The sequence below is a fragment of the Bacillus sp. MMSF_3328 genome (assembly GCF_030733525.1).
GTDB classification, from domain to species: domain Bacteria; phylum Bacillota; class Bacilli; order Bacillales; family Cytobacillaceae; genus Bacillus_AB; species Bacillus_AB infantis.
In genome coordinates this window covers 251,456-271,994 of sequence record NZ_JASHIV010000002.1, presented here as the reverse complement: position 1 = coordinate 271,994, position 20,539 = coordinate 251,456, and the positions used below count along the sequence as shown (strand labels likewise).

General features: G+C 43.8%; 26 protein-coding genes. 17 read left to right on the top strand and 9 right to left on the bottom strand.

Translation table 11 applies throughout. The annotated features are described in order from the left end of the window. A complete protein-coding gene (locus RBB45_RS05005) occupies nt 1–1,224 on the bottom strand; it encodes a Bcr/CflA family efflux MFS transporter (protein WP_306009166.1) in 1,224 nt (407 codons plus the stop codon). A gap of 217 nt (nt 1,225–1,441) precedes the next feature. Between RBB45_RS05005 and RBB45_RS05000 the strand changes: the two genes are divergently transcribed. Further along, complete coding sequence (locus RBB45_RS05000; RefSeq protein ID WP_156917012.1) at nt 1,442–1,588, top strand: hypothetical protein; 147 nt, start codon at nt 1,442–1,444, stop codon at nt 1,586–1,588. 134 nt (nt 1,589–1,722) lie between these two features. Here the strand turns inward: RBB45_RS05000 and RBB45_RS04995 are convergent, their stop codons facing one another. After that, complete coding sequence (locus RBB45_RS04995; RefSeq protein ID WP_306009274.1) at nt 1,723–2,181, bottom strand: DinB family protein; 459 nt, start codon at nt 2,179–2,181, stop codon at nt 1,723–1,725. 145 nt (nt 2,182–2,326) lie between these two features. On the opposite strand from RBB45_RS04995, the gene RBB45_RS04990 reads away from it, so the two are divergent. From RBB45_RS04990 to RBB45_RS04965, 7 genes are all read left to right on the top strand, one after another. Then, nucleotides 2,327–2,827, top strand: coding sequence for a GNAT family N-acetyltransferase (locus RBB45_RS04990; RefSeq protein ID WP_306009165.1), 501 nt, complete (start codon nt 2,327–2,329; stop codon nt 2,825–2,827). A gap of 36 nt (nt 2,828–2,863) precedes the next feature. Continuing rightward, nucleotides 2,864–3,433 carry a GNAT family N-acetyltransferase gene (locus RBB45_RS04985; RefSeq protein ID WP_262382957.1) on the top strand — a complete coding sequence of 190 codons (570 nt, stop codon included), beginning with the start codon at nt 2,864–2,866 and terminating at the stop codon, nt 3,431–3,433. Then, nucleotides 3,426–3,698 carry a histidine phosphatase family protein gene (locus RBB45_RS26255; protein WP_371931551.1) on the top strand — a complete coding sequence of 91 codons (273 nt, stop codon included), beginning with the start codon at nt 3,426–3,428 and terminating at the stop codon, nt 3,696–3,698. Before RBB45_RS04985 ends, RBB45_RS26255 begins: the two co-directional genes overlap by 8 nt. 47 nt (nt 3,699–3,745) lie before the next feature. Next, nucleotides 3,746–4,000, top strand: coding sequence for a histidine phosphatase family protein (locus tag RBB45_RS26250; protein WP_371931550.1), 255 nt, complete (start codon nt 3,746–3,748; stop codon nt 3,998–4,000). Nucleotides 4,001–4,056: 56 nt separating this feature from the next. After that, complete coding sequence (locus RBB45_RS04975; RefSeq protein ID WP_009793428.1) at nt 4,057–4,257, top strand: hypothetical protein; 201 nt, start codon at nt 4,057–4,059, stop codon at nt 4,255–4,257. A gap of 240 nt (nt 4,258–4,497) precedes the next feature. Continuing rightward, complete coding sequence (locus RBB45_RS04970) at nt 4,498–6,111, top strand: aminotransferase class V-fold PLP-dependent enzyme (protein ID WP_224950531.1); 1,614 nt, start codon at nt 4,498–4,500, stop codon at nt 6,109–6,111. Further along, nucleotides 6,098–7,930, top strand: coding sequence for an LTA synthase family protein (locus tag RBB45_RS04965; protein WP_306009164.1), 1,833 nt, complete (start codon nt 6,098–6,100; stop codon nt 7,928–7,930). The genes RBB45_RS04970 and RBB45_RS04965 overlap by 14 nt, the downstream gene beginning before the upstream one ends. Nucleotides 7,931–7,947: 17 nt before the next feature. Here RBB45_RS04965 and RBB45_RS04960 read toward each other — a convergent pair whose 3' ends face one another. Further along, nucleotides 7,948–8,805, bottom strand: a complete 858-nt coding sequence (locus tag RBB45_RS04960; RefSeq protein ID WP_306009163.1) for a hypothetical protein — start codon at nt 8,803–8,805, stop codon at nt 7,948–7,950. Nucleotides 8,806–8,912: 107 nt separating this feature from the next. Here RBB45_RS04960 and RBB45_RS04955 point away from each other — a divergent pair, with 107 nt between their 5' ends. Next, nucleotides 8,913–9,392 (top strand): NUDIX hydrolase, encoded by a 480-nt coding sequence (locus RBB45_RS04955; RefSeq protein WP_306009162.1) that lies wholly within the window; start codon nt 8,913–8,915, stop codon nt 9,390–9,392. A gap of 293 nt (nt 9,393–9,685) precedes the next feature. On the opposite strand, the gene RBB45_RS04950 is transcribed toward RBB45_RS04955, so the two are convergent. Continuing rightward, nucleotides 9,686–10,009, bottom strand: coding sequence for a hypothetical protein (locus RBB45_RS04950; RefSeq protein ID WP_009793433.1), 324 nt, complete (start codon nt 10,007–10,009; stop codon nt 9,686–9,688). 734 nt (nt 10,010–10,743) lie between these two features. After that, nucleotides 10,744–11,859, bottom strand: coding sequence for a serine hydrolase (locus RBB45_RS04945; RefSeq protein WP_306009161.1), 1,116 nt, complete (start codon nt 11,857–11,859; stop codon nt 10,744–10,746). A 126-nt stretch (nt 11,860–11,985) separates the two neighbouring features. Between RBB45_RS04945 and RBB45_RS04940 the strand changes: the two genes are divergently transcribed. From RBB45_RS04940 to RBB45_RS04930, 3 genes are all read left to right on the top strand, one after another. Continuing rightward, nucleotides 11,986–12,408, top strand: coding sequence for a cytidine deaminase (locus RBB45_RS04940; RefSeq protein WP_306009160.1), 423 nt, complete (start codon nt 11,986–11,988; stop codon nt 12,406–12,408). Nucleotides 12,409–12,609: 201 nt separating this feature from the next. Further along, the gene (locus RBB45_RS04935) at nt 12,610–13,263 is read left to right on the top strand and encodes a 2OG-Fe(II) oxygenase (RefSeq protein WP_009793436.1); all 654 of its coding nucleotides are present in this window, start codon (nt 12,610–12,612) and stop codon (nt 13,261–13,263) included. A 178-nt stretch (nt 13,264–13,441) separates the two neighbouring features. Then, nucleotides 13,442–14,218, top strand: coding sequence for a sulfotransferase family 2 domain-containing protein (locus tag RBB45_RS04930; RefSeq protein ID WP_009793437.1), 777 nt, complete (start codon nt 13,442–13,444; stop codon nt 14,216–14,218). A gap of 51 nt (nt 14,219–14,269) precedes the next feature. Here the strand turns inward: RBB45_RS04930 and RBB45_RS04925 are convergent, their stop codons facing one another. From RBB45_RS04925 to RBB45_RS04910, 4 genes are all read right to left on the bottom strand, one after another. Continuing rightward, entirely contained in the window at nt 14,270–15,553 is a 1,284-nt protein-coding gene (locus RBB45_RS04925; protein WP_187445367.1) for an FtsW/RodA/SpoVE family cell cycle protein, read from the bottom strand. 4 nt (nt 15,554–15,557) lie between these two features. Next, nucleotides 15,558–15,965: a PadR family transcriptional regulator gene (locus tag RBB45_RS04920; protein WP_306009273.1), complete on the bottom strand. Its 408-nt coding sequence runs from the start codon at nt 15,963–15,965 to the stop codon at nt 15,558–15,560. Further along, nucleotides 15,965–16,501 carry a sigma-70 family RNA polymerase sigma factor gene (locus RBB45_RS04915; RefSeq protein ID WP_009793440.1) on the bottom strand — a complete coding sequence of 179 codons (537 nt, stop codon included), beginning with the start codon at nt 16,499–16,501 and terminating at the stop codon, nt 15,965–15,967. Before RBB45_RS04915 ends, RBB45_RS04920 begins: the two co-directional genes overlap by 1 nt. 134 nt (nt 16,502–16,635) lie before the next feature. After that, nucleotides 16,636–16,824 carry a DUF4083 domain-containing protein gene (locus RBB45_RS04910; protein WP_306009159.1) on the bottom strand — a complete coding sequence of 63 codons (189 nt, stop codon included), beginning with the start codon at nt 16,822–16,824 and terminating at the stop codon, nt 16,636–16,638. Between the two features lie 344 nt (nt 16,825–17,168). Here RBB45_RS04910 and RBB45_RS04905 point away from each other — a divergent pair, with 344 nt between their 5' ends. From RBB45_RS04905 to RBB45_RS04885, 5 genes are all read left to right on the top strand, one after another. Beyond that, nucleotides 17,169–17,588: a VOC family protein gene (locus tag RBB45_RS04905; RefSeq protein WP_129612695.1), complete on the top strand. Its 420-nt coding sequence runs from the start codon at nt 17,169–17,171 to the stop codon at nt 17,586–17,588. Nucleotides 17,589–17,640: 52 nt separating this feature from the next. Further along, nucleotides 17,641–18,195 carry an AAA family ATPase gene (locus RBB45_RS04900; RefSeq protein ID WP_306009158.1) on the top strand — a complete coding sequence of 185 codons (555 nt, stop codon included), beginning with the start codon at nt 17,641–17,643 and terminating at the stop codon, nt 18,193–18,195. A gap of 17 nt (nt 18,196–18,212) precedes the next feature. After that, nucleotides 18,213–18,608 carry an NUDIX hydrolase gene (locus RBB45_RS04895; RefSeq protein ID WP_306009157.1) on the top strand — a complete coding sequence of 132 codons (396 nt, stop codon included), beginning with the start codon at nt 18,213–18,215 and terminating at the stop codon, nt 18,606–18,608. 103 nt (nt 18,609–18,711) lie between these two features. Next, nucleotides 18,712–19,596, top strand: coding sequence for a YitT family protein (locus RBB45_RS04890; RefSeq protein ID WP_224950519.1), 885 nt, complete (start codon nt 18,712–18,714; stop codon nt 19,594–19,596). A gap of 274 nt (nt 19,597–19,870) precedes the next feature. Further along, nucleotides 19,871–20,455: a GNAT family N-acetyltransferase gene (locus RBB45_RS04885; protein WP_306009156.1), complete on the top strand. Its 585-nt coding sequence runs from the start codon at nt 19,871–19,873 to the stop codon at nt 20,453–20,455. Nucleotides 20,456–20,539: the final 84 nt, after the last annotated feature.

Genomic DNA, 20,539 nt, shown 5'->3' with positions numbered 1-20,539 from the left:
TCACCCCTCCGGATTAATCTTGAAATTAGACTGTTTTTCTTTCGTCAATGTAAAGAAAAGGACGAAGCCGATGAAGGAAGTGGTAAATAAGATGCTTCCCATAGGTACGGCTGATGCTTCATTGATCCCGACAAGAGGGGAGACAATGCTGCCCAGGAGGAGCGGCATCATGCCGATAACGGCACTCGCACTTCCGGCGCGGTGCCCCTGATTTTTCAAGGCGAGCGTAAAGGAGCTGGTAAGGATCATCCCCATGGACGTCATATAGATGAATATCGGGATGACCAGCATAAACAGCGGCCCTTTAATGATGGTCATAGTCAGCAATAATGCAGTCACGCTCACAGCGATGCAGACGGCTGTCCGAAGCAGGGTCCTTTCCTGTACAATGCCGGCAAGGCGGCCGATCAGAAAGCTCCCGGTGATGATGGCAATCCCATTGATACCGAACAGGATGCTGAACACCTGAGGAGAGACGCCATAGATTCCCTGGTAAACAAATGGTGTTCCGGATACATAAGCAAAGCTTCCTCCGTGTACAAAACCGACAATCAGGGCATAGCCGATGAATGAGCGATCCTTAAATAGGCCGCCCATTGCCTTGACTGTGCCTCCCAGACTGCTGGGAATGCGCTTTTCAGCAGGAAGCGTCTCAGGCAGGCGTATGGAAATGAGTGTAACGATGGCAAGTCCAAGCGCACATAAAAAGTAAAAAATGGTGTGCCAGCTGGCGAATGGCAGTAAAAGGAGCGCGCCGCCGGTCATAGGGGCAATCATCGGAGCGGTAGCATTTATCACCATTAATAGTGAGAAAAACTTCGTCAGCTCTGTACCGCTGAATACATCCCTCACAACTGCACGCGACAGGACAATCCCGGCTGAAGCGGTTAGCCCCTGAAAGAAACGGGCAGCTATAAACGTAGTGATATTTGGTGCAAGCGCACAAAATAATGAAGCGATGCTAAAAAGGGAAATCCCAATCAGAAGCGGTGTTCTCCTGCCTTGTGCATCACTGATCGGCCCGACAATCATCTGACCGGCAGCGAGCCCCATCAGACAGGCGGTCAAGCTGAGCTGTACAAGGGACGCAGAGGCATCAAGGTCTCTGCCGATATCGGGAAAGCTTGGCAAGTACATATCGATGTTAAATGGCCCTAAAATTCCTAATGAACTAAGGAGAAAAGCAAGGGCAAGCCTTTCTCTTCCTGTTGGGTTTTGAAGCATGATCTCAAACCTTTCTTTCCAGCAATCTGCTATTTCTTGCATAAATATGGCTAGTATACGTCAGCCGGGCGGGGATGTCCAGCAGAGAATCATAGAAAGATGACAGGAGATGCGGGCACCCGCTTTTTCATTTTCGATGAAGAGAGTTTGCATTTTTGATTTTCCCATGCATTATGTTGCTTTTTTTGGCACATTCTATGGCTGGGAGGTGATATCTATGCAAAAGGAAGAGAAACAAGCAGGCGTGCCAGTAGAAAGAGGGCAAGATACTCTTTTAAATACAGTAAATGAAACCTTCAACAGTATGGTTGAGGATGTCAGAAATATGATCAATGGAAATGAAGAGCAAGCCAGCCGAAAATAATCAACGCCTGCAGGGGCGTTTTTTTTTTACTTTCGGCCAAAAGCGGGCCGGTGAAAAAGGATCAATCTTCTTTTAAAAATTCAGAGAAAGACAGACAGGGTTATTTTGCTGCTTCAGCCTTTTAAGCTGGTATTTTACAAGTCTCTGCCTAAAAAGTTCGCACTGACCGGTGCTAGTCCCAATTCCCGTGCCCAAACAGATAGCTGTCCAATATGATGGATTTCATGTGCAATAATATGATGAAGAATTTCGTTTTTGCTAAAATCCTCATCATCCCATGGGACAGAAACAGTAAAATCAGGTGCAGCAATCAGACCTTCGGCAAAATAGCTCCTGATATCCTTCCGGAAAGAGTCGGAGAGCTGCCTGGCCTCAGTCAGACTGCGATATTCTTCAAAATCAACGATGGTATCGCCCAGACCTTGGATAGCACGGATCCAGCTGTATTCAACGTCGGCTATGTGAAGCAGTGTATGAAGTATGCTCCCCGCTCCTCCCGTCCGCTTCTTAAGCAGTTCATCCTCTTTCAGCTGTTCACACCATTGAAACCACTCATCCCTGACCTGCCAGTTATAGGTGAAAAATTGAATCATCATTTACCGCCTTTCTATATAAGTATCATTTGAATGGAATTTATTTTAGCATAAAATTGCCAATATTCACTGCAGTTTTTTAAAATAAAGGAAAACCATGGCAGGCTGCAGAAGAATTACTTAATGAAAATATGGAGGCTGTAAAATGCAAATAAGGCTCGCAGAAAGAAAGGATATAGATCAGCTGATTAGAATGAGATGGGACTTCACGTTTGAAGATTATGAGGAGGGCACTTTTTCAGATGAAGATTATGAGGAGGGCACTTTTTCAGAAAAAGATTATCCGGAATTCGAGAAAGAATGCAGATTCTTTCTGGAGGAAGCTATTGAGGGAGACATTTGGTATATCTGGATCGCGGAAGATCATGGGAAAGTTGTATCACATATGTACATAGAAAGAATACAAAAAGTTCCAAGGCCCGGCCGGATTACCTATCCCTTCGCCTATATGACCAATGTCTATACTATGCCGGAATATCGCGGAAAAGGAGTCGGAAGCAGGCTGATCACGGCCATCAATACATGGATTGAAGAGAACCATTATGAATTTATCATCGTCTGGCCGAGTGAGGAAGGGGTCGAATTTTATAAAAGGAATGGATATAAGCATTGCAATGCGCCGATGGAATATTTTCCGCATAATTAGAGCAGGATTGACTGCCTGAATAATGGAGGTTGAGGCATGAATATGAATAAAGACAAAATACATCTGAAGAAAATGGAAACGAAAGAAGGATGCCTGGTCGAAGCTGCAAGCCTGTATAATCTGGTCTGGAATAAAGAAGATCAATCTTTTCTGGAAAGACTGATGCGACATGGCAGCTATGATGGCTTCCAGGGAGAAATGGCGTATGAGGGTGATGCCAGACTGGCAGGTTTCGTTTATGGCTATTACTCACAAAAGGGTCAATATTATAGAGGTTTGATTGAAAAGGAGCTTTCTGAAGAAGAGGCGCTGACTTGGCTGGAGGATTGCTTTGAAGTGGTGGAGCTGGCCGTCCATCCTGAAAGCAGAAAGCAGGGGATCGGCCGCCTTCTTGAACAAAGACTTTTAGGGGAAGTATCAAATAAGACTGCAATTCTCACAACACAAAGGGATAACATTGCTGCCCTGCAATTGTATAGGTCACTTGGGTGGATAGCAATAAAAGAATCCTTTTTTCCTGACCAAACAGGAACTGCCTACGTCATTATGGGGAAGAGACTCTCGCATTATAAGAGTCCAATAGCAGGAGGCAGTGAACATGACTGAAATCTGCCTTGTACGCCATGGCCAGACTGACTGGAATGCTGAAGGCAGGATCCAGGGAAGAACAGATATTGAGTTAAATGAGATGGGTGTCCGCCAGGCAGCAGCGTGCAGGGATCACCTTGCTAATGAAAATTGGGATATTATCATTTCAAGCCCCCTGCAAAGAGCCAGACAGACTGCAGAAATCATTAACCAAAATATCCAGAAGCCTTTGGTGTTAATGGAGGAATTCATTGAAAAAAGTTTTGGCAAGCTGAAGGTCTAACAGCTGTGGAGAGGCACGCTCTTTTTCCCGATAGGGATTATCCAGAGATGGAAAGCAAAGAGGACCATCATACACGGCTCAGTGAAGGGCTTGATAAAATCAGCATGCTCTATAGCGGGAAAAGAGTGATCCTTGTTTCGCACGGAGCATCCATAAATGCCCTGCTGTCACTGCTTTCATCAGGCGTGATCGGTTCTGGCAGAACGAAGCTTGAAAATGCCTGCATCTGCAGCCTTAAATTTAATGAAAAAGGGTGGCTTGTAGAGTACTATAATGAATCCGGCCACTTAAAGGCACTTTAAACAGGAAGTTTTTTAGAAAATATGATATGGTATATTAAGGAAAAGGAGGGCGAAGGATGGGTAAAGTTTTCTTGTCTATTCTGCTGGTTCTGCTTGCTGCGGCAATTGTCAGCTTTGTTTCGGGATTCCATTCCGCCGGCTATTTATTCGGCTTTATGTTCGGCACATTTGCGATGGGGATAAGCTTTGTGTATTCTGCCAGGGATGATGACCGGTACAGGCCGAATTATCTGAACAACGGAGGCGGGAAGAAATAGACCGCTGTCTTAAGCAAGTCCGGGAACCCAGATTTATAGAGGGTTCCTTTTTATTTTGCGGGTTTGCAATATTTATAGAAAGGCTAAAAGAAGAAATATGTTAGAAAATGAAACTTTTTACTCTTTTTAAACGTTAAATTATATATAGTATTACGAGGTAGTCTATACTTTTTAATTAATATATTATCCATTAGCTCAGCCAGTTAACCGGATCATCATGTCTGACATAGGAGGTCAACCGTGGAAAGTTTAACGTATAAGCTTGCCAGTGAGCAGAGCGAGTTTGAACAAATCCATCAGCTTAATTATCAAACATTTGTAGAGGAAATTCCGCAGCACAGCAAAAATGATAAAAATGAATTGATTGATAGATTTCATCAGGAAAATACATATATGATTGCCAAAAAAGGAGAGGAAGTGGTAGGTATGATTGCCATCCGTGCCAAAAGGCCATTTTCTCTAGACTATAAGCTTGAGTCACTTGATGACTGCCTCCCCGTAAAGGGAACAGCTTGCGAGGTCCGTCTTTTATCGATCAAGAAAGCATACAGAAGCAGCCGTGTTTTTTATCATTTATGCGAAAGGCTTGTACAGTTCTGCCTTGAAAAAGGGTATACGATGGCCCTTATTTCCGGTACAGTCCGGCAGCTGAAACTGTACAGGCGGATCGGCTTTATTCCTTTTGGCCCTTTAACAGGGGAAGAGGGGGCACAATTTCAGCCCATGTACTTAACAAAGGAAAACTTTGAACGCTCGACTAAAGCTTTTATCCGCCTCATGGAGAAAAAGACTGAGCCTGCTAAGAGGATTTCTTTGCTGCCAGGGCCGGTTTCGATCCATCCGGAGGCTGAAAGAGCATTCAGAGAGCCTGCCATATCCCATCGAAGCGAAGAGTTTAAAAAAGAACTCCATCAACTCCGCAGCAGTCTATGCCACATGACCGGGGCTGCCCATGCAGAAGTTGTCGTCGGGACAGGAACCCTTTCCAATGATCTGGTTGCTGCACAGCTATCCTGCTTACGGGGAACAGGGCTGATTCTGGCGAATGGCGAATTTGGCTTCCGGCTGATTGACCATGCCAAAAGGCAGGGGCTATCCTTTCAATCTATTGAAAAAGAATGGAATGAGCCGATCCATTTATATGAGATTGAACAGTTAATCAAATCCAACTCTTCGATCAGCTGGATTTGGACTGTTCACTGTGAAACTTCGACAGGCTATTTATATGATTTAGATTCACTTAAGGAGCTATGCGGCAGCCGTGGGATTGAGCTTTGTGTGGATGCCTGCAGCTCGGCAGGTGCAGTGCCCCTTGATCTGAAGGAAATCTATCTTGCATCAGCGGTCAGCGGCAAAGGATTCGGATCCTATCCCGGCCTGGCGATTGTTTTTCACAGGGAGAGGATTCTAGGCGGCAATCATATACCAAGATATTTGGACTTGAAAATGTATCAGGAACATGAAAGCATCCCTTATACCCACTCTTCTAATCTCGTCACGGCGCTTAACAAAGCTTGCGGTCTCATTGATTATGAAAAAACATCAAGGATTGGAAAGCAGGCAAGGGAGAGGCTGTCGGCAAACGGGTGGATAGTTCTTGGGGATGAGAGCTATTCTCCTGGCATCATCACAATACTCGTACCGGAAACTATTTCCAGCAAAAAAATAGGTGATTACTGCAAAAGTAAAGGTGTGCTGATCAGCTATGAAAGTGAATATCTGCTGAAAAGGAATTGGATTCAGGCAGCTTTCATGGGGAGCATAAGCGAACAAGAAGCAGCAGAGGCATTGAAGATCCTGGAACATGCTTTTAAAATACAGAACGAAAAACGGTATCAATATGAAACAGTTTAAAAAATTGACGCCGGTATGGGTAGCCGTCTTCTTTATGTGGCTCAAAACAGCTGCAGTATCTTTCATCGGCTTTAATCTGCATGCTGCAAGCCTGCTTGAAGTAATGCTGATCACGATTTCACCATTGGGGCTGCTGATGCTTTTGATCGGGGGCGGCCTATTTTGGAAAAAGAAAGTGAAGCCTGCTGGAATATGGCTGATAATGCTGGTGTTGACGGGCATCCTTTATTCCGATCTTTTATATTACCGTTTTTACACTGATTTCGTCACGGTGCCGATTCTTTTCCAATTCAAAAACGTCGGCGGCCTGGGACCGAGCACCCTGGAACTGATCAGTCCCTGGGATTTGCTGCTTTTCATTGATTTGCTATTGTATTTTCTTTTAATCAGGAAAAAGAAGCTGACAAAAATGACGGTGACAGGAAAAACGGCATGGCAGTATGGTGGTGCCTGCATCGCCCTATTCCTCATGACCGGGGTGATCGGGCTTGTAAATGCGCCGCATCTTTTCACAGAATCATACAACCGCCCTCAGCTTGTCAAAAATATTGGACTGTATCCGTATCATCTATATGATATAGGAGTAGCCGCCTCATATCCCCTGCAAAAGGCATTTGCAGATGCATCTGATGCCAAGGCTTCTGCCGAGTACGTAAACGGCAGGACAGCGGAGCCTTCCGATTATTTCGGTGCTGCCGAAGGAATGAATGTTGTCCTCATCAGCATGGAATCGACCCAGGGATTCGTCCTTAATCAAAAGGTAAAGGGTGAGGAAATAACCCCATTCCTAAATTCGCTGGCAAAGGATAGCTTTTATTTCAATAATCTATATGACCAGACCGCACAGGGGAAAACATCTGATTCAGAATTCATGGTCGATAACGGATTGTATCCCTTGTCGAGCGGATCGGCTTTTGTCCGGAAATTTGAGAATACGTACAAAAGCCTGCCGCATATTTTGAAAAATGAAGAAGGCTACAAGGCTGCGGTCCTGCATGGCAATGAGCCTGCCTTCTGGAACAGGGAAGATATGTATAAGTCGCTTGGTTATGACCGTTTCTTCTCTAAAGGCGATTATGAGGTGACAGAGGGAAATTCAGTGAACTATGGGATCAAGGACATCCCGTTCTTCCAGCAGTCAATTCCGCACTTAAAGAGCCTTGAAAAGCCGTATTACACCCGCTTCATCACATTAACGAACCACTTTCCATTCCTGCTCGAGGAAGAGGACCGGCTTATTCCTGAGGCTGAGACAAGCGAGATGGTGGTAAACCGCTATGTTACAACAGTCAGATACCAGGATGAAGCGATCAAGACCTTCTTCCAGGAAATGAAAGACAGTGGAGAATACGACAATACGGTGTTTGTGCTGTACGGGGATCATTACGGCATTTCCGACAAATATGAACATGGTGTGCTGGAGCTTTTGCGACAGGAAGATACCCTTGTCAACAGGATGAAGCTGCAGAAGATTCCATTGATCATCCATATTCCGGGGCAAGAGGGGAAGAGTATATCGACAATTGGCGGCGAAATCGATATAAGAGCAACTCTCCTCCATTTGCTTGGCATCAATCCCGAAGATCATTACAGCTTCAGCCGCAATCTTTTTGCCCGTAATCCCGATCAGCCAGTTGTTTTCCGGGATGGAAGCTTCATTGCAGAAGATTATCTTTATAAAAGCGGCAGCTGCCTGAAAATAGACTCCGGGGAAGAAGCAGCTATCAGCAAGTGCGAACCTTATCTGGAAACAGCCAGAAAAGAGCTTGGTATGTCCGATGATGTTGTGAACGGAGACCTCCTGAGATTTTTGAAGTAGGGGCAACGAAATCACTTTCAGCTTGAAAGTGATTTTTTGCTCTCCAGCCAGATCTGCACCTGTTCCAGAAAGTCTGTCTTGCACCAGGCAATGATCGCTTTTTCTTCTCCCAGCCGTTGAATCTGGCTTTGAAAAAATAAGTCCCCAACATAGTAGCCAAATCTGCTGAACCCGAATGATTGGCCGCCTCTGATGGAAAACCATTCTCTGAATATCTCTTCATGCTGCAGCTTTTTGAAATCTCCATAGAACTTTCTTATGATTTCATTGGTGTGGGACTTGGCGAAGGATAACCAGGCATCTCCTTGATCATTGAAGCTGAAATAGGCGGAGGAGGCAAGGCCTGGAGCAATTTTTCGCGAAAAATGGATGGCGGCGCCTTCCTGGTTAAGCCAGATCAGGGGATTATTCCATGAAACGCTTTTCCAGTCCATTCCAGCCTGATCACTGAGAATATTTTGTGCAGCATGGCCGAATTCATGGGAAACGATGGCCCTTAAATGTTCCTTATCATCGGTCAGCTGCTCCAGAGCAAAAGTAATGTTCGGGATTATTTGCCGCCAAGTGTAGGCATTTGATCCATAAATGCCGGCAATCAGGCTGACTTCAATTGGAAACTCGACTCCATAAGCTGCTTTAAACCTGGCGGCCGTCTCGTGAATAATGGGAAGGATATTTTCCTGCACTCTTTGAATATGGGTTTTTTCAGACTCAAGCTGCTCAATGCTTTTTGGTATGCGTTTTTCATGATTCCTGCAGTGATACTGAAAATACTGTGCAAAAATATCAGGATACTGTCGATGGTATTCCCTGAAAAAATCAGCGGAGAGATGTCCTGTTTCGAGAAAAAAAGGAATTGTATTGGTGATTTTCATAAAAAGGTCCTCCTGCTCTTTTTTTCAATATAACATAGAGGGATCTCTTCTGTGGGAGAATTTTACAATAAAAAAGTCTTTAATAACACATGAATGGGGGCGTACAAATGGGCTATATAGAAGAGCTAAGGAAGATTGTTGGCCACAGGCCGCTTATTCTTACAGGCAGTGTTGGGATATTGGTCAATAAGAGGGGACAGCTGCTGCTTCAGCAGAGGGTGTTTCCGGCAGGATCATGGGGCCTGCCTGGCGGGCTGATGGAACTTGGGGAGTCTGCAGAAGAAACATGCATGCGGGAAGTATGGGAAGAAACAGGCCTGACAGTCGGTTCTCTAAAGCTGATTAATGTTTATTCGGGAAAGAATTATTTGGTGACGGCCGAAAATGGAGATCAATTTTACGCAGTCACTATTGCATATTTTACTGAAACGTTTAGTGGTGAGATGAAAATGGATCCGCAGGAATCGAGGAATATTAAATTTTACCACCCAGATGAGTTTCCGGAGAATATGGTGGGCAGCCACAAAGTAATCATAGAGGATTTTATATGTAATATTTATAAAAAGGAAAAATACGCGACAGAATAATTGCTGTATGTGACAGCCGCCATTAAGGAAACAGGGTTAAAACAGGCGTAAGAATCAGCAGCCTTGTAATAAATTCAAACATAAATTCCAGCCCCCTTTAAAGGATTGTCCCTGCACCTGGCTCCTCCTTCGCCAAATGCCATGGCAGCCACGCATGCTGCCCCCGCTGATTTCTATATTAATAGGGAAATATTAAGCTGGTATTTATGTTTTGTTATAAATGGTTAAGAAGAGAGTGAAGAGCTTATGGATCCCAGAAAAAAAGGACTCTGCCAGTCCTTTTTAGGCCTTCATTAGATGTCCTGTTCCTCCAGTTCTATCTCCATCCGGGTCTGGGGGAATCCATTGGCTACCCATTCTGCCCTTAAGGCTGAGTCATACTGGGTGAGCCCTTTTTCAGCATCCACTTTATCGGCATCCACACTTTCAATCTGGTCAATCCTCTCACTGTTACGCATACTCGTGTCTTCTATGACGCCGTCTTTGATTGTGTATGAAAAGGTACTTGTATTAGTGGCAGATTCTTCGCTGCGCTTTTTCATTGCCGCAATGGCCAGTGCAGCTCCGCCAGCAGATAGCAGGATTCCTGCAGCCATGTTCATTGTCGACTTTTTCATGGTTATTCCCTCCGGTATTTCAAATTTTTATAGAGATAAGTAATCTATTCATTTTATTCCCCGTTTTTGTTACTTTAAAAAGTATTTTATTTACAATTTGATTAAATTTATTTCTCTGGCTTCTAGAACGACTGAAAAGGGTCTGGAAAAGTCGACCCTCAAACGAAATAAAGATAGGGGGATTTTTGTGGTTTAAATTCAGAGTGATAAGGTAAGACCATGGCTTCTCTGAAAACAGTAACAGCGGAAGAAAGGAGTGAGCCGGGAAGCGATTTCATTGGGAAAACTAAAATAATGGTTGCAGCGAGGTGCGCTGGGACCGCTATTTCGCTGAAAAACTAAAATAATGGTTCCAGTAGAGAGAGCTAGAACCGCTATTTCTCTTAAAAAGCAAAATAACGGTTCCAGCGGAGAGAGCTAGGACCGCTATTTCTCTTAAAAAGCAAATAATGGTTCCAGCAGAGAGAGCTAGAACCGCTATTTCTCTTAAAATACAAAATAACGGTTCCAGCATAGAAAGCTAGAACCGCTATTCCTCTTAAAAAGCAAAATAATGGTTCCAGCGGAGAGGGCTAGGACCACTATTCCTCTTAAAAAGCAAAGTAACGGTTCCAGCGGGGGAGGGCTAGAACCACTACTTCACTGAAAAACTATAATGACGGTTCCAGCGGAGAAAGCTGCTGGACCGCTATTTCTCAAATAAAAATAATAAGCGGCCCCAGGCGATTTTATTGTTAGTTTAGATTTTTTAGCTCTTGACGCACTTTTTCCCGGAAATCTTCATCCTTCAGCAGCTTCAGCTGGAAGCTGTTCATATTGCGTGTCAGTTTTGTCTGCTCTATGGGACTCAGGTTGTTTGATAGAAAAGTGATTTCAGTTTGATTGTTATCTTTATCTGTAGCATACATAGCCATTGTAAGGACAAAAGCAGTAGAGCCGCCTTTCTGGCCTGCATGCAAAAGCCATTCCTGATTGCGGGGGTCTTCCATCAGCTGTTCGAGAACCGGGTCAAGATGTATATGTATGTCTTCAGCCAGGTAAGTTTTACTGTTCAATTTTTCCATAAGAGAAGCATAATCTGCAGCCGTTGATCTCGGGAGTCGGTCAGACCAGATTTGCTGAAAGTCCATATCTAGCTTTTTGAGGAGCTGGGACTTTTCTTCATTTGTTGGGGGAGCGGACTTCCAGGATCTGTGAATGTCAATTGCCATATCGCGGTAATCCTGTAAAGGCATTTCCTTTAGTTTGGCCAGTGCTTCTTTTTTTGACAGATTATTTTCTTCCATAAGTTTCATTGGGATAAATAAGGAACTGGCCAGCGGGTACAGCGGTTCATGATTTTCTAAATTCATGCTTTCCAGATTAGAGTTGATGTGGTGGAGTCCAAGCATTTCAATTAAATAATCTGTGTTCGCATTCGAGCTGTAAGCAATCATGCCTTTCGCGACCTGCTGCATTGTAGCATTATTTCCTTTTAATTCAGAGAGCCATGCCTCATGGGCGCCGCCGTCTGTTTTCGGCACATAGTACTTTTCAAGCTCCTTCAGATTGACTTGCTGCTCAGGATTTATTTTTCCTGCAGCTGCCTGCTTGGCGAATTCTAATGCCACAATGTATTTGACTGTGCTTGCCAAAGGCAGGCTTGTTTCAGGATTGATATTGGCAATTTCCTCCTGATTGTATTTTATAACGAGTGCAGCATTTTTTGTTTTTGCCTTCTCTTTTATGAAAGAGACAAGATAGCCAGGTTCTTCATTTTTTAAATTCTTCCAATACATCCAGACTCCAATTCCAAATAATGCAGCTGCCAGCAGCACAACTCCGGCAAGTATCCATAAAATAATTTTCATTCTTTAACCTCCTGTTCTACTTTACGGAAAAAAGCCTGTAATGTTTCAATGTTTTTGCAAAATAGAAAATTCCGCATGTTTAAGATAAAATAGAATCAGTGAATTGTATATGAGGTGAAAGTGCCTATGATTAAAACAAATAACCTTGATGAAAGAGATTACGAACTGATACACGCCGCAGAGGAAGTCATCAAAAAAAATTACCCGTATGGGCGGCACCATATCGGTTCTGCTGTCAGGTCATCGTCAGGCAAAATCTTTGCAGCCGTCCATGTGGAGGCAAATGTAGGAAGGATCACGGTTTGCGGCGAAGCGATGGCGATGGGGAAGGCTATTTCTGAAGGAGAGCATGAAATGAAGACGATTGTGGCTGTCGCCCATCCCCATCCTCACGTAGATATGGAAGATTGCTGGGTAGTCGCTCCATGCGGAATGTGCCGGGAACTGATCAGCGACTATGGAAAGGAAACGGATGTTATTCTTTCTTATCACGGGAAACTTGTTAAATGCAATGTAATGGAGCTGCTACCTGAAAAGTATGGAGTATAAGCTCCCTGAATGAATGCTATTTTGTCTAATTCAGCAATAAAATGATAGAAATTCTTTTACCCTCAGTGTAATATTAAGATGAAATTCAAACGAATTTCGTGATGGGCATCCCGATCGCCAGCAATCCTATTTAAGCGGTTCCAGGTTTTGATTTATCAAATATTTCAGAAATATAAAAATTGAATAAGAGGACGATGAAAGTTGAAAATAGATGCTAATGAAACACATGTAAAAGAACAGACTATTTTTGATCATATTGGTAATAAGATTCAAACAGAAGATAGAGAGATTCATATCATTGCCAAATTAGAGGAACCGCTGATTGTGATTTTGGGTAATGTGCTGAGTGATGAGGAATGTGAAGGATTGATCAGGATGTCCGAAGATAAGCTGAAGCGTTCAAAAATCGGCAACACCCGCACGGTGGACGATATCAGGACGAGCAGCAGCATGTTTTTTGAAGAAGGCGAAAATGAGCTGGTGGCAAGAATTGAAAGAAGGCTGTCGCAAATCATGAACATTCCTGTGGAACACGGGGAAGGACTGCAGATGCTGAATTATCACATCGGGCAGGAATATAAGGCTCATTTTGACTTTTTCTCTTCATCTAGCAGGGCGGCAAGCAATCCAAGAATCAGCACGCTTGTTATGTATCTGAATGATGTCGAGGAAGGCGGGGAAACCTATTTTCCTAAGCTGAATTTTTCTGTGAACCCGCAAAAAGGCTCGGCAGTTTATTTTGAATACTTCTATGATAATCAGGATTTAAATGATCTGACTCTCCATGGCGGAGCGCCTGTAATTAAGGGAAGCAAGTGGGCAGCCACCCAGTGGATGAGAAGGAAGAAGCTATAAAAACGAATAAAACGATCCTGTATGAACAGGATCTTCCTTTAACCTTTTAAGAATGAGAAAGCATTATTTGCTTTCTCATTTTTTGCGGATATTTATACTAAAAACCGGGTTATGGTCCAATCGCAGGGCGGCCAGCCTGCATTTATTAGTATAAAAAGAGGGAGGCAGAAGGATTCTTATGAATAAAAAAGAACAAAAGCTGAAGGATGTACTCACCAACTCCAGGCCGCCTTTATTCGAACAGGATTTCCCGGTCATTTTTTTCTGGAGCCCGAAAAGCGGATGTACTTCATTGATTAAGTGGTTTTATTTCCAGATCGGCAAGCTTGATGAGGCATTAAAGCATAATCCATGGGTCCATACCTACAGGCTGCAGGTTTACCAGAAGCAGCCCCAGTATTTATTGCGTATAGCAGAGCAGCTCCTTTTTAATAAGAAGGAATCCTATAAACTGGTCCGCAATCCTTATACAAGAGCGGTAAGTTCATATCTTGCCGCTATTTATAATGAGACATTGCTGAATCAGATTGCTCCCGGAGCAAAGGATACCGGCATTTCCTTCAAGGAGTTTCTATTTAAGGTAAAAGAAATCGGGGCTGATAATCCTAAGCTTGATCCCCACATCGCCCAGCAGTATATCCAGGATGAAGAGCTGTTTGTCAAAAATCATATCCGGCTGGAGAACTTTACCGCAGAAATAAAGAGTCTCGAACAAAAATTTAAGCTGAAGAACTCGCCTTTGCATGAATTTGTAAAGTCCCCCCATCACCTTACACAAGCGATGCAAAGCAATGGCAGGCAATCATTTGCCGATACAAGATTTTCGAGACAAACCATTAAAACACCTCTCCCAGATTACACTGATTTTTATAATGATGAAACAAAGAAGCTTGTACAAGAGCTATTTAAAAATGATTTCAGCCATTATGGATATGCTGTGGAAAGGATTAAATAATCTTTCTTTGAATGGAAAAAGACTTCCGGAAAAGAAGTCTTTTTTTCAGTATTACTTGCAGGCAGCGGCAGTAAAATCCTTTCGCCTGTAGACGCTGAGGGCGATGCCTATGACAAAAGCATTAAGGATCGCCGGTGTAAGGCCATAGCTTATGAACGGCAAGGATATCGAGATGATAGGGAGGAACCCTAATGTCATCCCGATATTGTAAAGAAACTGAACAGAATAGAGGGCGATTGCCCCTGTGACAAGCTGTTTGCCGTAAGGGTCTTTAATCTGTCCGCCGACAGATACCATCCTGGCCAAAAGAAGGGCAAGAATGACAATTAACAGGCCAGCCATCAGCCATCCGTAAAAATAGGTGATATTAACAAAGGCATAATCGGAATGCAAATTTGGAATGGATGCTGTTTTTTCCGGATTGCCAAGCCAGCCGCCTTCAGCCAGCATTTCTCTTATCTTAATATACATAAATCCCGAAGTCTCTGAGTATTCTTTTGGGTTAAGGAAAGCGAATATGCGGACTTTTTGATACTCGTTGCTTGTGAACCATGCTAATATGCCCAATAAGACTAGGATGCCTCCGACAGATGATGTGGTTGCGATGATGGTTTTCCGTGTTACTGCGCTTCTGATAAACAATATCATGACCAGGAAGCCGTACATCATGGCAATCGGGAAGCCCGGCAAAGATAAGAATAGAAATAAAGTAATAGCAAATATAAGCCAGCCTATCCATAGATTTGGTTTTTCTTTTGAAAAAAAACTTGCCCAGAAGAGGTAGAAAAATGGCAGTATCGACATTCCGCCGAATGCTCCAATTCCAGGGATCATGAAATATGGGAATCCGTTTATTATGGCCCTGATAGAAAATGGAGCTATAAGCAATGAAACTAGGTATAAAACCCCGATTGTAAGCAAGTGCCAGCTCCACTTTTGAAGTTTCCGATAGTCAAAGAACATGACAGCAAGTGCAGCCAGCAAACCTAGACCAATATAGACGATCTGATGGGCAACGAAATCACTGGCATTTCCATCCTGTACACTTATTAAAGGTAAAATGCCCATCCCAAAAGCCGCAGCCAGCAGCCCTATCAGCAGCCAATCCACCCTCGGCTTATGGATTTTATTAAGCTGCATCCCAAGCTCCGCCGGGCTGCCCATTTGCAGAACTGCCTTTTCTTCCGCCTCTTTTTCTTCAATTCCCTCTGCTATCAGCCCTAATTTCGTTTCCTGGAGATGGTGCTCCAGCTCTTTATGGATAAAAACCTTGGCTTCTTTGGATTTTATATGCTTTTTGACCTCCGAGAGGAAGCCGTCTTTTTCAGCAGCCATTATTTCAGCCCTCCCATAATTCCTGCAGGGCCGTACGCCTGCCGGCCGATTTTTTCTCTGACTGCTCCAGGAGTTTCCTGCCCCTGTCATTCAGCTGGTAGTATTTGCGTGAATCCTGCCAGCTGGACTGAAGATAGTTTTTCCGTTCCAGCCTGTGCAGCAGGGCATAGAGGAAGCCTTCGTTTTTTTCAAAGTTAGAAATTCCCCTTGAGATGATGCTTCTGGTCAATTCAAAGCCTGTCTTTTCAATGACAAGCAGCTGCAGGACAGCAAGGATAACATCTTCATCACTTTTTATCTGAAGATTTCTTGCCTTTGCCTTTACCTCTTCACGGCTTTTGCCGGTAAATGACAGGTCCTGGAAAACGGAATTTTCCATCGCTTTTTTTAATCTCTTCAAGCGCTCTTCCATCATAGCTCCTCCAGTCTTTCTTTTAATAGCTGCTTTGCCCGCTTCAGGCGCGTCTTGATCGTATTTTGGTTGATGCCAGTGACGGCCGCTATTTCCTTCATGCTCATCTCCTCGAAATAATGCAGGTAAATGACTTCTCGGTAGTGGTCCGGCAGGTTCATGACTGCCGCTGCGAGCTGTGAATCATCATCTTTTTTGATGACGGCTGCCTCGACTTCATCCTTCATGCCGCTGCCCGATTTTGCCTGTTCCTCTGAAAGGATGATATGGCGGTTGTGCCAGCTTCTGAGATAGTCTTTGCAATGATTGACGGCAATCCGCCAAAGCCATGTTTTCAGCATCGATTTTCGGTTATATTGATGGAGGTTTTTATAGCATTTAATGAAGATTTCCTGTGTCAGATCCTCTGCCACATCTTTTTGCTTCACATATGTATAGGCAAGCTGGAGAATATCCTGTCCATAAAGCTGCATAATCTGGTCAATGGCTGCTTCCCTGTCCATTGCCAATAATATTTCTGATAAAGTTTCTTCCACGGTTCTTTGCTCCCTTCCAACCATTAGACGGGGCACCCGCTGTTCAGGTTTGTGTTTTTTATAAAAAGTTACATTTCATTTTAGCTTTTAACAGGAGAATAAGAAAACCCCCCGGTTCAGGAGGGCATAGATAATTATTTATCTTTTTCCAGCTTATTCAGCAATCTGATGATTTCATCCAGCTTGGCGTGCAGCTCCTGATCAGAAGAATAGGAGGCCGCTGAACGGGACACCGTCCTTTGCATAAACAGAGTAAAAGAGAATACACCCAGCAAAGTCAGTAAAACAACGGCTATTATAATCAGCCAATCTCCTAGATACATACTATACCTCCAGTGCTGTTGAATAAGATATAAGGGAAATTATGGTATAATACTAACAGTCAGCAGGAGGGATTGCAATGTTCAAACATATACAGCCATTTCAGATTTTTATCGGATATTTTGTTTCACTCGTCTTTTTCTCAGGCATACAGCAGCTTTGCTGAGGGAAGGACTGCCTCTTTTTATCTGTTTCTAATCAGCGGGGTCCTGATCATCATCCTTTATACATCAGCCTGGATTTCAATTTCATCGAGAAAAAAGGCAAATAATGCAGCAGAATAAAAGGAATCCTGCTTCTGGATGGAGAATCTCTGTATATACTGAATTTTCCAGGAGGGGTTCTTATGAGCAAAAAGATTTGGAGAGTAGGTACTACTTATATTCCGGTTAAGGATGTTCAGGCATCTGCAAATTGGTATGCGGGAAAGCTGGGGGCAGAGCTGAATTATATTGATGAAGACAAAGCTATCCTTAATTTGGCGAACCAGAGCTTTTTTCTTGTTAAAGCAGCAGAATCACAAACTAGTAATTTCACAGATGCTTCGGGAGCGGAAAGGTTTTCTCTGACGTTTGAAGTGGATGGGCAGGCTGCCCTTGAAGCGGTTCATCAGGAGTTCAGTGAACAAGGAGTCCATACAGGCGAGATCGAGGAGAGGGGACACGCTGGCAGGAACTTTGTGTTCAGGGATCCGGACGGCAATCTGTTCGATGTATGGAGCGAGCTGAGTCCTTCATTCAAGGAGAAATTTATGGTATCGCAGTAAAAGGGCCTCCTGGTCCTTTTTTTGTCTGATTTTACGAGTGGGAGCTGAAACTGTGAAACGATTTGTAATCATGACCGTCGGGAAAACACACAGCGGAAAAAGCACATTTGCGGGAGAATTGAAGAAAGAGCTGAAAGGCTCTTTTGTGATGGACCAGGATAACCACGCGGCATTTATCCATACATATTATGAAGCTCTTCAGCCTGTAAGCGGGCCGAATACCCTCAAGCACGGGCTATCAAAATTTATTGTCGAATATGCAAAAGAAAATACCAGCCTGGATATGATCATCTGCAATTCTAATCTCAGCAGGAAAGACAGGGACTATCTATTGAATGAACTATTTCCGAGTGAAGATTTCTTCCGGATTATGGTTCATTTCCAAATCCCGGATTCCATTCTGGAAGCAAGAGCTGCAGAAAGCAACAGGAGCACTAATATTTTCAGGAATGCAGCCACCTTTAAAGAGGTGCTGGAGCGGCAGCAGGCTGCCCGTAAGGAAGACCCCGCCGAAGATGAAGCAGATTATCTTTTTGTTATAAAAAATAATGAAGAGGCTGGTTCTGTCATTAGAGAAATTGTAAAGCTTTCTGAACAATTTTATTGAAGGGGAAGTAGAGAGAAATGAGAATCTGCGGCAGGGCAGTTATTGTAAAAGATGGTAAAGTGGCACTCATTAAGCGGATCCGGGAAAGTGAAGAATATTATGTGTTCCCCGGCGGAGGGGCAGAGCCTGGAGAGCTGGCTGAGGAGGCAGCAGCACGTGAAGTCCTTGAAGAACTGGGAATTGAAGTGAAGGTTGGCAGACTGCTGGTCCGTCATGATTTTGATGGACCGCAATATTTTTATTTTGCAGAGATGAGGGCTGGTATTTTTGGGAGCGGGACAGGAGAAGAATTCGAATTGGCAAAGGGCCGCGGCACCTATGAGCCGCTTTGGGTGGATATCGGTTTATTGGCAGATTTGCCTGTAAGGCCGGCTGAAGTGGCAAATCTGGTTAGGGAATTGCGGATTTTTTAAAATTGAGAGGAAGTCCGGTGAACAATCAACCGATCCTCAAACACCTCTAAAATAGCAGACTTAAGGTATAATTGAAAACAAATACAATATAGAGGTGTGCCACTTGGAAGAACTTATAACATTAAAGAAGGGTCATAAAAAGCTTTCCAGGCTCAAGATTATCCAGCGCATGGTATTTATAACGCTTGGTGCTTTGCTGATGGCTACCGGGCTTGAAATTTTCCTGATCCCCAACCAGGTAATTGACGGCGGAATCACAGGCATATCCATTATGCTTTCTCATATTACAGGAATCAAGCTGGGTTTATTTTTATTCGTCTTGAACTTGCCCTTCATTTATTTAGGCTACAAGCAGATGGGCAAAACATTTTCGCTTTCTGCCATTTACGGCATCATCATGCTCTCCCTTTTTGCTTCATTCTTTCACCCAATCCCTCCTTTTACAGAGGATATTCTTTTAGCCACAATTTTCGGCGGCATTTTCCTCGGAATTGGCGTAGGGCTTGTCATCCGCAATGGCGGAGCGCTTGACGGGACTGAAGTTCTGTCCATCGTCATCAGCAAGCGTGTCCCTTTTTCTGTCGGGGAAATCGTCATGTTCATCAACTTCTTCATTCTGAGCTCTGCAGGCTTTGTCTACACATGGGACCGGGCCATGTATTCTATACTCGCCTATGTCATCGCTGCAAAAGCGATTGATATTGTCGCTGACGGCCTCGAAGCATCCAAATCGGTCTGGATCATCAGCGAAGAAGCTGACATAATCGGCGATACCATCAATGACCGGCTGGGACGCGGTGTCACGTACCTGAAAGGGGAAGGCGCATACACAGGAGACGACAAAAAAGTAATATTCTGCATCATCAACAGACTGGAAGAATCCAAGCTCACCAGTATCCTTGAAGAACTTGATCCGTCCGCCTTTTTAGCGATAGCTGACATCACTGAGGTGAGGGGCGGACGTTTTAAAAAGAGAAGCATCCATTAAAAAGCCTATCAGGTCCTCCAAATGTGAGGGCCTTTTTTTGTTTAAAGAATATCCCTTACTTTTTGTTGGCTATTTAAGGATTTAGAAGGATTTTCCATACCTGATAAAGAACCATTCCATGGTAACAATTTTTCAATGTAAGATCATGAAAATTTTGGAGGTGATGCCTCTTGAATAGCCAAAGAGGAATTTCAGGAACTTGTCGTATCAGCCAAAGAATATTTTTAAAGAAGGAATAGGGGCCTTGCTGTAAGCGGCCCTGAAGGAGGAATTTATGATTATCAAAACCTATCAGCCGGAAGATGAGAAAGGCTGGGTCCGCTGCAGGGTGCTGTCATTTTTGGATACGGCTTATTTTGACAATGTTTTGCGTGAAAAGGAACGATACGAAAATCCGGCGATTGAGCTTATTGCCGAAGTGGACGGAATGATAGCAGGGCTGCTTGATCTGGAATATGAGAAAGAAGAAAGGACGGTTTGCTCCCGCGGAACCGGGCTGGGCGGCATGATTTGGCATATTGCTGTCCACCCCGACTTTAGGCGGAGGGGAATTGGATCAGCCCTGCTGGAGGAAGCAGAAAGGCTCGCCAGGGAACAGGGATTGAACAGGATGGAAGCATGGACCCGTGATGATAACTGGGTTCGCGCTTGGTATGAGAGCAACGGCTTCGTTCAAAAAGAATCGTACTTGCATGTTTATATGGAAGGAGATTCCGAGCTGAAAGGTGCTGTCTCTGCAGGCTTGAAGAATCTGCATCCTGTGCAGGTTTTTGCCCATTATACAGGGGAAGAAACCGCAGTAATTAAAAAGAGATTTAAACGGGTGCATGAATGTGTCTGCTTTGAAAAAGGTCTTTAGAATTGCTTGGTAATAGAAAGAACTGTCTCGCGCAGTTCTTTAAATCTATAATATAAGGGAGCACTATTTGAATGTCTATCATGA

What these genes read in the sequence shown, in the direction of transcription:
- RBB45_RS05005 (WP_306009166.1), bottom strand. Translation starts at nt 1,224, where the DNA reads ATGCTTCAAAACCCAACAGGAAGAGAAAGGCTTGCCCTTGCTTTTCTC.
- RBB45_RS05000 (WP_156917012.1), top strand. Translation starts at nt 1,442, where the DNA reads ATGCAAAAGGAAGAGAAACAAGCAGGCGTGCCAGTAGAAAGAGGGCAA.
- RBB45_RS04995 (WP_306009274.1), bottom strand. Translation starts at nt 2,181, where the DNA reads ATGATTCAATTTTTCACCTATAACTGGCAGGTCAGGGATGAGTGGTTT.
- RBB45_RS04990 (WP_306009165.1), top strand. Translation starts at nt 2,327, where the DNA reads ATGCAAATAAGGCTCGCAGAAAGAAAGGATATAGATCAGCTGATTAGA.
- RBB45_RS04985 (WP_262382957.1), top strand. Translation starts at nt 2,864, where the DNA reads ATGAATATGAATAAAGACAAAATACATCTGAAGAAAATGGAAACGAAA.
- RBB45_RS26255 (WP_371931551.1), top strand. Translation starts at nt 3,426, where the DNA reads ATGACTGAAATCTGCCTTGTACGCCATGGCCAGACTGACTGGAATGCT.
- RBB45_RS26250 (WP_371931550.1), top strand. Translation starts at nt 3,746, where the DNA reads ATGGAAAGCAAAGAGGACCATCATACACGGCTCAGTGAAGGGCTTGAT.
- RBB45_RS04975 (WP_009793428.1), top strand. Translation starts at nt 4,057, where the DNA reads ATGGGTAAAGTTTTCTTGTCTATTCTGCTGGTTCTGCTTGCTGCGGCA.
- RBB45_RS04965 (WP_306009164.1), top strand. Translation starts at nt 6,098, where the DNA reads ATGAAACAGTTTAAAAAATTGACGCCGGTATGGGTAGCCGTCTTCTTT.
- RBB45_RS04960 (WP_306009163.1), bottom strand. Translation starts at nt 8,805, where the DNA reads ATGAAAATCACCAATACAATTCCTTTTTTTCTCGAAACAGGACATCTC.
- RBB45_RS04955 (WP_306009162.1), top strand. Translation starts at nt 8,913, where the DNA reads ATGGGCTATATAGAAGAGCTAAGGAAGATTGTTGGCCACAGGCCGCTT.
- RBB45_RS04950 (WP_009793433.1), bottom strand. Translation starts at nt 10,009, where the DNA reads ATGAAAAAGTCGACAATGAACATGGCTGCAGGAATCCTGCTATCTGCT.
- RBB45_RS04945 (WP_306009161.1), bottom strand. Translation starts at nt 11,859, where the DNA reads ATGAAAATTATTTTATGGATACTTGCCGGAGTTGTGCTGCTGGCAGCT.
- RBB45_RS04940 (WP_306009160.1), top strand. Translation starts at nt 11,986, where the DNA reads ATGATTAAAACAAATAACCTTGATGAAAGAGATTACGAACTGATACAC.
- RBB45_RS04930 (WP_009793437.1), top strand. Translation starts at nt 13,442, where the DNA reads ATGAATAAAAAAGAACAAAAGCTGAAGGATGTACTCACCAACTCCAGG.
- RBB45_RS04925 (WP_187445367.1), bottom strand. Translation starts at nt 15,553, where the DNA reads ATGGCTGCTGAAAAAGACGGCTTCCTCTCGGAGGTCAAAAAGCATATA.
- RBB45_RS04920 (WP_306009273.1), bottom strand. Translation starts at nt 15,965, where the DNA reads ATGGAAGAGCGCTTGAAGAGATTAAAAAAAGCGATGGAAAATTCCGTT.
- RBB45_RS04910 (WP_306009159.1), bottom strand. Translation starts at nt 16,824, where the DNA reads ATGTATCTAGGAGATTGGCTGATTATAATAGCCGTTGTTTTACTGACT.
- RBB45_RS04905 (WP_129612695.1), top strand. Translation starts at nt 17,169, where the DNA reads ATGAGCAAAAAGATTTGGAGAGTAGGTACTACTTATATTCCGGTTAAG.
- RBB45_RS04895 (WP_306009157.1), top strand. Translation starts at nt 18,213, where the DNA reads ATGAGAATCTGCGGCAGGGCAGTTATTGTAAAAGATGGTAAAGTGGCA.
- RBB45_RS04885 (WP_306009156.1), top strand. Translation starts at nt 19,871, where the DNA reads ATGATTATCAAAACCTATCAGCCGGAAGATGAGAAAGGCTGGGTCCGC.